This window comes from Mucilaginibacter sp. Mucisp73 (genome assembly GCF_059491465.1).
Window position 1 is genome coordinate 6,661,563 of record NZ_CP168507.1, and the last position, 11,340, is coordinate 6,672,902.

The 11,340-nt window shown below is 44.2% G+C and carries 6 protein-coding genes; 2 read left to right on the plus strand and 4 right to left on the minus strand.

Annotated elements, in window-relative coordinates; genetic code table 11:
• The first annotated feature begins 114 nt into the window (after positions 1 to 114).
• Positions 115 to 1,542 (plus strand): L-serine ammonia-lyase, encoded by a 1,428-nt coding sequence (locus ACEN82_RS27750; protein ID WP_413321803.1) that lies wholly within the window; start codon positions 115 to 117, stop codon positions 1,540 to 1,542.
• A gap of 100 nt (positions 1,543 to 1,642) precedes the next feature.
• Here the strand turns inward: ACEN82_RS27750 and ACEN82_RS27755 are convergent, their stop codons facing one another.
• From ACEN82_RS27755 to ACEN82_RS27765, 3 genes are all read right to left on the minus strand, one after another.
• Positions 1,643 to 2,989: a M28 family peptidase gene (locus ACEN82_RS27755; protein ID WP_413321804.1), complete on the minus strand. Its 1,347-nt coding sequence runs from the start codon at positions 2,987 to 2,989 to the stop codon at positions 1,643 to 1,645.
• A gap of 411 nt (positions 2,990 to 3,400) precedes the next feature.
• Entirely contained in the window at positions 3,401 to 6,568 is a 3,168-nt protein-coding gene (locus tag ACEN82_RS27760; protein ID WP_413321805.1) for an ATP-dependent DNA helicase, read from the minus strand.
• Positions 6,569 to 6,776: 208 nt separating this feature from the next.
• The gene (locus ACEN82_RS27765; RefSeq protein WP_413321806.1) at positions 6,777 to 8,489 is read right to left on the minus strand and encodes a glycoside hydrolase family 3 protein; all 1,713 of its coding nucleotides are present in this window, start codon (positions 8,487 to 8,489) and stop codon (positions 6,777 to 6,779) included.
• Positions 8,490 to 8,687: 198 nt separating this feature from the next.
• Between ACEN82_RS27765 and ACEN82_RS27770 the strand changes: the two genes are divergently transcribed.
• Entirely contained in the window at positions 8,688 to 9,371 is a 684-nt protein-coding gene (locus tag ACEN82_RS27770) for a porin family protein (RefSeq protein WP_413321807.1), read from the plus strand.
• 240 nt (positions 9,372 to 9,611) lie between these two features.
• Here the strand turns inward: ACEN82_RS27770 and ACEN82_RS27775 are convergent, their stop codons facing one another.
• Positions 9,612 to 10,997, minus strand: a complete 1,386-nt coding sequence (locus tag ACEN82_RS27775) for a methyltransferase RsmF C-terminal domain-like protein (protein ID WP_413321808.1) — start codon at positions 10,995 to 10,997, stop codon at positions 9,612 to 9,614.
• Positions 10,998 to 11,340 lie beyond the last annotated feature (343 nt).

Below are 11,340 nucleotides of genomic sequence, written 5' to 3' on the forward strand. Positions count from 1 at the left end.
AGTGTATTATTTGTTTAAGTTCAACGCAAATTATAAATTATTTTTATCAAAAGCACCAGCATAACGTATTTATTATAGAACCTGTAATTATAATTTATCCTTAATTTTGACTTGATGCAAAGAGAACAGATTTCGGTTTTTGATATGTTTAAGATAGGCATTGGCCCGTCGAGCTCGCATACGCTTGGCCCCTGGCGTGCCGCGCAGCAGTTTGTGCAGTCGCTTGAGCAACAGGGGGTGCTGCCGATGGTGCAGCAGGTTAAGATCTTATTATATGGCTCATTAGCCAAAACAGGTCATGGGCACGGTACGGATATAGCTATATTATTAGGTTTAAGCGGCGATGACCCGGTTACTTTCGAGGTGGACCAGGTAATACCTAAAATTGAGCAGATCAAAAGCTCGCATGAACTGATCATCGGTGGTATTTTACCATTGAGTTTTTATGCTGAGGATGACCTGCTGTTCCTGTTTAACGAAAGCTTACCTTATCATCCAAACGCGGTAACTTTTCAGGCATTTTTAAGTACCGGAAAAGCAATTTCTGAAACATACTACTCGATAGGAGGTGGTTTTGTGGTGAAGGAAGGTGCTTCAGGGCAATCAAAAGCGGAGGTTGACCTTCCCTTCCCGATTGATACCGCAGCCGATCTGCTGCACTGGTGTATCAAAACAGGTCTTCGGATTTCGGAAGTTGTAGCCGAAAACGAGCTGGCCTGGCGCAGCGAACAGGAAACCCGTACCGGGGCATTGAATATCTTCAAGGCATTAAAAGAGTGTATTTACCGGGGATGTCACACTACCGGCCAATTGCCTGGCGGGTTAAATGTGGCAAGGCGCGCCGCAAAATTAAACGCAAGGCTCATCGGGAATAATAAATACAGCAATTATGATGAATGGATAGCAGCCATCAGAAATACCGGCGACAGCTTTAAAAATACTTTAGATTGGGTAAGCTGTTTTGCATTAGCCGTTAATGAGGAGAACGCTTCATTTGGCCGTGTGGTAACTGCGCCAACAAATGGCGCCGCAGGTGTTATTCCTGCAGTGCTCCAATATTATATTGCTTTTTGCGATGGCAATACCGAACAAAAGATCATCAACTTTTTATTTACTGCCAGCGAGATCGGAAGTATCTTTAAAAAAGGCGCTACCATATCGGCAGCCATGGGCGGCTGCCAGGCCGAAATTGGCGTATCATCTGCCATGGCTGCGGCAGCATTAACCGAATGTATGGGCGGTACCCAACGCCAGGTACTTATGGCTGCCGAAATAGCCATGGAACATCACCTCGGCCTCACTTGCGACCCGATTGGTGGGTTGGTACAGGTCCCCTGCATTGAACGTAATACCATGGGTGCTATCAAAGCTATCACTGCCTCACAACTGGCGTTGCAAAGCAATCCCGAAAAAGCGAAGGTAAGCCTTGATGCAGTGGTAAAAACGATGTGGCAAACCGCGCTTGATATGAACTCAAAGTATAAGGAAACAAGTGATGGCGGATTGGCAATTAATATCCCTATCAGTTTGCCGGAGTGCTAATTACTCACTTCTTAAACAGCCGTGAATCAAATTCAAAAAATTCATTTTTCTTGAGTGCAAAATCTAATGTCCATTATCTAACCTACAATCTTTTGATTATCTACCTCACCGGCTTCGGAAACACCGGCAAACTTTCGTGCCCTTCAGCATCAACAGACTGTACCGCGAAGAAATAATTATCCTTTGAGTAATTCAACGTAGCTATAGTATCGGTTACATAGAATTTCTTTTCCCAATAGGGACTGATGGTTTCGCGCATCAGTACATAATAGCCGGCGGGCCTTTTACCCGTGGAAGGTACTTCCCATTTTAATTTAGTTTTATTGGTTAAGTCGCTGGTGATCACGCCTACATTCTGAGGCCCGGCCGGGGCTGAAGCGAGATTAGCCAATACTGCAAGGTTCATGCGGGCTACTTTTTGCACATAATTAAAATCAACAAAGTCGGGCAGGTCGCCGTACTCAACACCGTTTTCGGCGCGGATATTCTGATGCTGACGATTAAAATTCTCGTTCATTTCAGTAAACCTTACAGCCGTAAAGCCCTGTTCTAAAAATGGCAAATGATCGCCACCGCGCAAATAGCGATCTCGCCGGTAAATAAGCTTTACGTCTAATTGATCAACATAACGCTCTCCAATTTCTTTGGTATACCTTGCCAGTTGTCTCGACGGACTATCATTTTCTCCTCCTAATGATTTCAAAGCTGCCACTTGTTTATCGGTAGCTGCTGTAGGTACACCATCGCTAAAAACACGTACGCTGCGGTTATCTTTCAGGTCGGTTTCCATGCCATAAGTATTGCCTACGATATCATTATTCAGCATGGCATCTACATTCCAGTTTTCTGCTTTGGCACGTTTAGCTACATTGGCCGATCCGTAAAGCCCTTGTTCTTCACCAACTACCGTCATGAAAATAATAGTAGCCGGGAAAGATCGTTTAGCCATCACCCTTGCCAGTTCCATTGAAAGTGCAGTGCCCGAAGCATCATCATTTGCGCCCGGTTCAACACCATTGGCATCCATCACATCATTTATGCGGGAATCATAATGGCCTGATACCAGATATATCCGGGTATCGTTCGGATCGGTACCTTTCAGTGTGGCCAGTACGTTTTTGAGCTTGATGGGTTTATCGATACGTGTACCTTTAGGCTGTGTGAACGTATCAAACTGTACGGTCATCCTCCCGTTTGATTCCGAAGCATATTTCTCCATTTCGGCCTTGATCCAGTTGCGCGCTGCACCGCTGCCCGTGGTTTTACTGGTTGTATCGCTCAGCGTGTGCCTGCTTTTAAAGCTAACCAGTTTGCGGATGGTAGCCTCAATGTTTTTGGCTGATACCTCATCAACCATTTGCTTAATGCCAGCGTCCTGTTTTATGATGGTTTGGGCAGTGGCAGGCAAGGTTAAGATGAGGAGGAGGAATGGGAGGATGTGTTTCATATGATGTATGTCTGAAACCCGAATTTATGGAATTAATGAATTTGCAGAATGAAACATATTGTAATAATCACGTGATGCGATTTCTCCTATGGCGAGTTTAAATTTGTACGTTTAAGGTGGTAACACCGATCACAGCGCATTTTTAGTGTAACCCTGTACCTTTTATAAATAGCTGATTGTTAGATTAATATTAAGAAATATTCGAATTTGTGTTAACCCTGTTAACCCCTGTCGCTTCTTTTGTGGTCAATGTGATCACACCGCCAAAGGCAAAACGGGAGGATGTGTTTCATATGATATGGTAGTGGCTTTTTTTAATGTAGAGACGCATCACATGCGTCTATCGAACTATTTATTTCCGATTGCCTGTCCTGCGAGAGACGCAATTATGCGTCTCTACATCAGCATATTTTATTCCTCCTCCTCCGCAACAATCCCCAAAATCTCATCGGCTTGTTTAAAATTACTTTTTACAAAATGGCACCAGTCGCATTCTTTTTTGCCGCAACCTGTGCTGAAATTGTGGGCCATGATCTGCTCATAAGTGTCCTTAATCTGCCCGGTTACTGTCTCTACGTCTTCCGGTGTTATCACAAATTTTTCGCGGTAATATTCACCATCGCTTATGGGTTCAACAAAATCAAAAATGGTGCTGATCACCTGCCAGTCGGTAGTGCGGTCATGATCTATCAGTATTTTATAGAAAACAGCCTGTCGCCAGTAATCGCCGCCGTTGGGCAAATCATTGGTTGGGCGCAGTAGTTTATCTTTTGCATTTTTAGGCTTACCAGTTTTGTAATCAACAACGGTAGCCTGCTTGCCGTCAAACTCTATTTTATCCAGGTTACCTTTAATAGGAACACCTGCTACTTCAATGTTTTTTATAGATCGTTCGGTAACAGCTATCTTGTTCCAATGCGGTACGTTTTGTTCATAATATGGCGGCAGGATCTTCTCGCCATAGGCAGAGCGCAACTTAAATTCATCTTTAGTAAATGAATCGCGATTGCGGGCCATATACCATCTAAACTCGCGCATAAAATTTTCCGTACTCAAAAACTCGTTATCATTATCCTTCAACTGCCTGTATGTTTTGTTGAGCGCCCAGTGTACTGCCTGCCCAAACGTAGCCGCCGGACTTTTACCCGATGGCACCCTGATCAAACACTGAAAATAAAATCGCAGCGGGCAGTCCAGGTAACTGCTCAGGTGGGTTACCGATAGCGTGTAATTCTGCAGCAGCTGGTTGATGTAGTTTTTATCCAGCAACTCAACCTTTGGTTTTTCGGCTTCGCTGAATTGGGTTGCCTGGAACTCGATCATATCCATAACATCCACTTTAGGATATTGTACCTGCATATTGGTGCTGGCTAATATCTCGCCTATAAATTGGCTTGCCTCCTGGTCTTTGTCCTTCCTGTCCTTAGCGGCGTATGAGATCATAAGGTGCTGCTTGGCACGCGTTACCGCCACATAAAACAGGCGGCGCGCTTCCTCTTTCTGTGCAATTTCATCAGCGGCGGAACGGGTGAGTGTGTCGGGATAGCTGAAACCGCTGTTACGGCCTTTGCTGTCCCAGGTACGTTTGTCGCAGCCAATAAAAAACACATATTCAAACTCAAGGCCTTTTGAGCCGTGTGCCGTGAGGAAGTTGACACCATTCTCCGAAAAGATGCTTTGGTTAAGTTCCAGGCGGATCTGATGTTTCTTCATCATTTCGATGGTCGAGATCAAATCAGGCAGGCTGATGTCGGGCCTTTTGCGGCTTTCATCTTTCAGGAAATCGAAAAAGCTGGTAAGCATTTGCATGTAGCTGCCCTTATCCTGTTGCTGCATAATATATTTCAGGATGCCCATTTTGGCTATCACACTTTGAAAAAGCTGTTGCAGCGTAACGCTAACCGACTCTTTGAGCAGGTAATCAATATTGCTTACCAGGTACCGCATCTCCTGTTGCTGGTCGGGGTGAAAAAGGTCTGCTTGTTTGGGTGGCCTCATCTCGCTTACGTAACGGCGGATAGAAGTTTTAGGCTGATTGTAAGTCAGCGTACCAAAGTTTTCTTTAAACACGGCAACGCTTGCCTTGGCAATTTCAATAGGGGGGATGTTAAAGAAATCATAATGCATGATCTCAAACAACAATTCATCCCCGCTGTATGGCGAATCGAGCTCCATGGCCAGGTAACGTAAGATATTAATGATCTTTTCTCCAAAGGGTTGGGTAAGCACATCTATCTTGCGTTTGGTGTTTACCTGAATCTTTTGCACATCCAGAAATTTGATCATCTCCTCAACCTGGTTGTGGTTACGGTAAATTACCGCTATCTCGCCCGGAGGTACACCGTCAGTAACCAGTTGTTTTATCTGTAGCGATACATCGACCAATTCTTTATCGGGGTTCTCGTACTCCCGGATTACCGGTTCAACCAACAGGTTATTAAAACGCGGGTGCGACGATTTTAAAGCTTTATCTAAATTGAGCTGACTGGTTAATCGCTCAAAATTGTTGTCGATAAGCGCTTTTGAAATATCGAGGATCTGCTGACTGGAGCGATAGTTATGTTTTAGCACTACGGTGTATAGTGTATCTACATAGTCATTGGCAAAATCAAGGATGTTTTTCATGTTGGCTCCCTGAAATTTAAAGATCGACTGATCATCATCGCCTACCACAAAAACATTCGGGGTATCCCAATAATTAAGCAAAAAGCGCAGCAACTCGTTTTGCGATCCGCTGGTATCCTGGAACTCATCAACCAAAATATACTGGTAACGCTCCTGGTAACGGCGCAGGATCTCCTCATTATCGCGGAACGCGCGCAACACCCAAATGATCATGTCGTCATAATCATAGCGGCCGCGGCTTTTCATTTTTTCTGTATAGTTTTGGTACTCTCCAACAGCAGCCAGCAGTTTTTTCATCACGTCATGCGCGGCGTCGATATCTTTTTGCTTCGGATCACCAATCTTGATGCCCGCTTTGGCATTAGCCCGTTTATAAATAAACTCCTCGCGGTTAGGCAAGTCTTCAAGATAGTCATTTACCGCCTGTTCGATCATTTCGGCGTTCCAGTTTTCCCGCTTCATAGTGCTGAACAGGCTTTTAAGCCGGGGAACATCGTAATAAATATCGCCCGTAAAACGCTTCAGCAGGTGATCGTTCGGGAACTCATCAACCAGTTCCCGGAATAGCATAGCCGATTCCAGGTCGGAAAGCGACTCCAAATTCAGCTTGCCGAAATATTCCAGGTTTTCCTGGATAATCTCATTACAAAACGCATGGAACGTATATATATTAATACGGTAAGCATCGGGGCCGATAAATTCAAACAGACGTTTACGCATGGCCACTGCGCCGGCATCGGTATACGTTAAGCACAGGATTTCGCTGGGTAAAGCGTCTGTATCAGTCAGGATTTTACCTATCCGCGCTGCCAGGATCTGCGTTTTGCCTGTACCGGGGCCCGCTACTACAAGTACAGGGCCATCCATTTTGTTAACCGCGGCCAATTGCTCGGGGTTTAAACCGGCTAAGGCTTCCTGAAATTTAGCGTTATATTTATTGAATGTAGATTGCATAAGCCCCCTCTAAATCTCCCCCTGAAGGGGAAGACTTCTAATTTGGTTATTAAAATTCTTTGTATTCTGATGCTTGATAGTCGGGCGTTCTTAGGATACTTATCTGAACCCCAAAACCACCGATATCAAAATTAGGACTTAAAATGGAAATTGATTGCCTCCCGTTAATATTATACTTGAACTCCCCCTTTAGGGGCCGGGGGGGCGACTACAACCCCATCCCCGTAGTAAATAAAGCATTCACGCTTACAGGAAGCTTACCGGTAGGCTTTAAACGACCGCTAAGCACTTTCGCCGCCGACTGTTGCAGTTCGGGCGACATCTGGTAGCAAACCAATAAACTGCTAGCTTTTTCAAGTCCCGGCAAACCCGCTATGGTATAAGCATTGGCAAACACACTGAATACTGTGTTTTTGCGTGATGCCAGATCGGCAATCATTAGCTTTACATCGCTGCTGTAATCAAGCTTGCTCTGCGGGCGCAGACGGGTATCATGTATGCCTACAATAATCTGCTGGTACTGTTTAAGCCAGTTCAGGATGTTGGTAACTTCAATCGCCGGTGCGTCTTTATTAACTATAAATATGCGGCTGTTCGGGAAACTTTTTACAACCTCCATCTGGAAAAGCGTTGGCGAGCTTACGCCTATACTCACGATGGCTGTTTTTAAAAATGGATTAAGCTTTACATTATTGTTCTTCAATTGGGTTACCGCGGCATCGCTTAGTTGTTGCACCAGTGCTTTGGCGGCATCGCTGTTAATGTCCTGGCTTAAATTGGTTAAAGCAGTTGGTTTGTATTGATTAAGCCCTGCCCAGTATTTGGCAACTAAGATCTTTTTGATCCGCGCTTCAAACTCAACAGCACTAACGCTGCCATGCCTCACAGCTTTGCGGATCAGGCCGATAGCCCGGTCTGAGTTTTCAGATAGTTCGATGATATCATTGCCGGCAATAAATGCCCTTACATCGGCTTCACCGTTGGGGAAATATTTGGTTACCCCTTTCATTTCCATCGCATCGGATATCACCAGGCCTTTAAAGTTTAACGAATCTTTCAGAATTCCGGTAATAATAGGGCGCGAAAGGGTTGAGGGGAGTTTTGGCGTATTATCTAAGGAAGGGATCCCCATATGAGCGATCATTACCCCACTGATACCCGCATTGATGGCTTCCCGGAAGGGATACATCTCCAATGAATCTAATCGACTGCGACTATAAGGAAGCAGCGGCAAATCAAAATGCGAATCGACATTGGTATCGCCATGCCCCGGAAAATGCTTAGCCGAAGTAAGCAAGCCTGCATCCTGCATGCCTTTAAAATAAGCAATGCCTTTTTTGGCCACGTTATACATATTATCGCCAAAAGAACGGTAATTGATAACCGGGTTATTAGGATTGTTGTTCACATCCATATCGGGGCCAAGGTTCATTTGCATACCCAGGCGTTTAAAATCATAAGCTACCTGTTGCCCCATTTTGTAAATCAGGTTATTATCCTGTATGGCACCAAGGGTCATTTGGTATGGATATGATATGGTAGAGTCCAGGCGCATACCCAGGCCCCATTCGCCGTCCATAGTTATAATTAAAGGTACTTTGGCCAGTTTCTGGTATTTATTAATTAGGTTGGCCTGACGCACCGGCCCACCCTGAAAAAACACAACGCCCCCCAATTGCTGCTCTTTAATCACCTGCCCAACCGAATCTTCATAGGCTTTCCCTTTATTGGTATGCGCCCGTACAAATAATAATTGTGCAACCCGCTGCTTACGGCTCATTTTATGATACACCGAGTCGACCCAGCGGTTTTGTTTGCCTAACAACTGGATATAACTTTCTTTTTGTGCAAAAACATCGGCGGTGAAAAATGTGAAGATGATAATCAGCGGGTAGAAAATGCGGGTGTTAGAAGCTTGCATAGGCCAAATGTAGCGTTATTCTGAATTTTTGATGAAAATGATGTTACAACTATTACAAAAATCAAACCGCTAATAAACCTTTGTGTTTTTTATTAATCTATCACATTATTAACATACATATAAGGAAAAGCCGGCAGTAACCGATAAACTAACGGGCTAACGACTTTTCCCGCCACTTATTTAAAACAGACAAATACGATGAAAAAATTACTTTTCTTGGCAATGTGCCTCTTTACCGTAGGGACAGTTAGCGCACAGGGGTATTACTATGGACCGCGCCATCGCCGCCCTCCCCGCCGGGTTGTTGAAAGGTCTCAGCCCCAACGCCGTTATGATGATTTTTACACCCCAAAAGTTGGTTTGGCAGTAGGTTTAAACGTTTCAAACACGGTTGATGCTTATAACAGCAACTATAGTTCGAGTTCACTTGCCGGCTGGCATGCAGGTTTAACTTTTGATGTGCCAATTATCTACCCGCTATCATTTGCTCCCGAAGTATTGTTTTCGCAAAAAGGATATGAGGTGAATGACCGGGACGGGAAATTTACACAGCGTACCAATTATATTGATGTGCCTTTGCTGGCTAAATTTAGGGTGGTACGGGGCTTTAACCTGCTGATTGGTCCACAGCTTACCTTTTTAACATCAACCAAAAATACTTACGAAAGCGGTTTAGGTACCAGTGTTGATCATATTGACAACGATGCCAATCATAGTTACGTAGCCGGCGTAGTAGGTGTAAGTTTTGACATTAATCGCAATGTGGAGATCCGCGGTCGTTATAATATCGACCTTGGTGAAAATCGTCCTTATGCTGATCAAAACCTGCCCGATTACCGTAACCAGGTTTGGCAAATTGGTTTAGGGTTTAAATTTCAATAAATTATCAGGTATTAGGGGCAATGTCCTTTTTATAAAGAACTTGTTTCTCGCGCAAAGGCGCTAAGCCGCAAAGGGAGGGTATTCCAAACTTTGCGGCTTTTTTTGTAAGGTTAATCTATTATTATAGCGTTGCCTGCGGCCGGGCTATTCGCTCATACTGCACAGGCATTAGCCACCGGCCGGTATCCGCTACTATCCCTAACGCTGGAACGGCTTAATTATCCTGAATATAATAGTATACTACCATTCTCTTGGTGGATGTGCCGAGAGGATCCTTATTTCTTTAGGGTAATAATTATTGATCCGGTTTGGCAATAATTTTGCCCAGCCAAGCGGATGCCCTTCAAAGGTCATGAGCGTCCAGCCCTTATCTGTTGTGGATAGTTCGATATTATCCCGCCGCAGGTATTGGATAGCCTGATCTTTATTAAGGGGCGTTTCCAAAACTGCATCTTTATTAATTATAAGGCTTAGCGCCAGTTCATGATCAGGGATCAGGTCCTTACCGGCAAGTTTACCAATAATTACCCCCGATTTTTTAATATAAAGGTGCCTTTGCAATATATTAAGGCTTTCTTTGTGCGTTCGGTTAATAGCCATCCAGTCGTCATTTACCTTAAAATAATAAAGGTCGTCGGGGTTATTAATATATGAGCGCACTTGGTCAAGTTCCTTGCCCGGCAGTTTTTGCTGGGTGTTATTTTTAAAGGAGGCCAGATCGCCGCTGTTTTCTTTTTTTTGCAGGCAGGCGGCAAATAAGCCTTCGCCTTTTACCTTACCCGGGTAAAAGCGGTAGCCCCAGGCTTTTTTCTCCGGCGACTGGGTTTCAACAATGCCCCATTCCTTATTAATTGGGATACGTACGCTTTCCAGTTCAAACTCGGTACAAAGCCAGTCCAGAATGTCCTCGTTTTCCTGGTGCGAATATGAGCAAGTGCTATATATAAGGTACCCGTCTTCTTTTAAAGCCGGATAAATATCGGCCAGTATGCGTTCCTGCCGTTGGTGGCAAAGGTTCACATTCCCTTCCGACCATTCGCTCATCGCGTCCGGATCTTTTCGGAACATGCCCGAGCCCGAGCAGGGGGCATCAACGAGTATGATATCAAAAAAACTTTTCAGCCTGCTGAAATCTTTAGGATCATTATTGGTGACAATGGTATTGACCGTACCCCACCGGTTCAAATTATCTGTTAATATAGGTACACGTGTTTTAATGATCTCGTTTGCCACTAATAAATCGGCAGGCTGCAGGGCCGAATTAAGCAGGGTGCTTTTGCCTCCGGGCGCCGCGCAAAGGTCAAGTACTTTTACCGCATCATCATTATTTTGGTTGATTGTTTTAAAAACATGATCGATAAACATTGATGATGCTTCCTGCACATAGTAGCATCCTGCATGAAAAAGAGGATCAAAAGTGAACGATGGACGGCTGTCCAGGTAGTAACCGTTGGCGCACCACGGTACATTTTGTGTGCTTTTTAAGGCAGATGGTTTAAAAGGATTAACCCTTATAGAGGTTGGAGCCTCCTCAAACCGGTGCGCTTTTACAAAATTTTCTTCATCGAAACTGTTTTCGGCGCTCAATGATGCGATGAAATGCGGAGGGAAATTATGCTCATTCATATACATTTCAAATATACACATTAGCTAAATGCTCGCCTTTACTTAATTGTGAGGGTGCTTGGGGATGTATTTTACCTTAATTTACAGGCAGTTGTAAAATAGGTTTAATTATTTGAAAATATATCTTGGTTGATAGCTGATTTTCTGTGTACATTTGTGACCGCTTTAGAAAAAGAGGCGTTGTTTTTTGAAAATTAAGAGCGAATAAAAAGGTTAAAAAAAGTGAAATTTTCACTTGCTAAATCAAAATGAAATTCGCACCTTTGCAGCCGCTTCAAACAGGAGCGGTAGTTCATACAAAGGGTAAAAGAAGCGGTGCTGAATAGGGAAAGAGAAGGAAGAT

Bases quoted from the DNA above. Each gene is read 5' to 3' on its own strand.
- ACEN82_RS27775 (WP_413321808.1), bottom strand. From the start codon at position 10,997: ATGAATGAGCATAATTTCCCTCCGCATTTCATCGCATCATTGAGCGCC.
- ACEN82_RS27765 (WP_413321806.1), bottom strand. From the start codon at position 8,489: ATGCAAGCTTCTAACACCCGCATTTTCTACCCGCTGATTATCATCTTC.
- ACEN82_RS27755 (WP_413321804.1), bottom strand. From the start codon at position 2,989: ATGAAACACATCCTCCCATTCCTCCTCCTCATCTTAACCTTGCCTGCC.
- ACEN82_RS27750 (WP_413321803.1), top strand. From the start codon at position 115: ATGCAAAGAGAACAGATTTCGGTTTTTGATATGTTTAAGATAGGCATT.
- ACEN82_RS27770 (WP_413321807.1), top strand. From the start codon at position 8,688: ATGAAAAAATTACTTTTCTTGGCAATGTGCCTCTTTACCGTAGGGACA.
- ACEN82_RS27760 (WP_413321805.1), bottom strand. From the start codon at position 6,568: ATGCAATCTACATTCAATAAATATAACGCTAAATTTCAGGAAGCCTTA.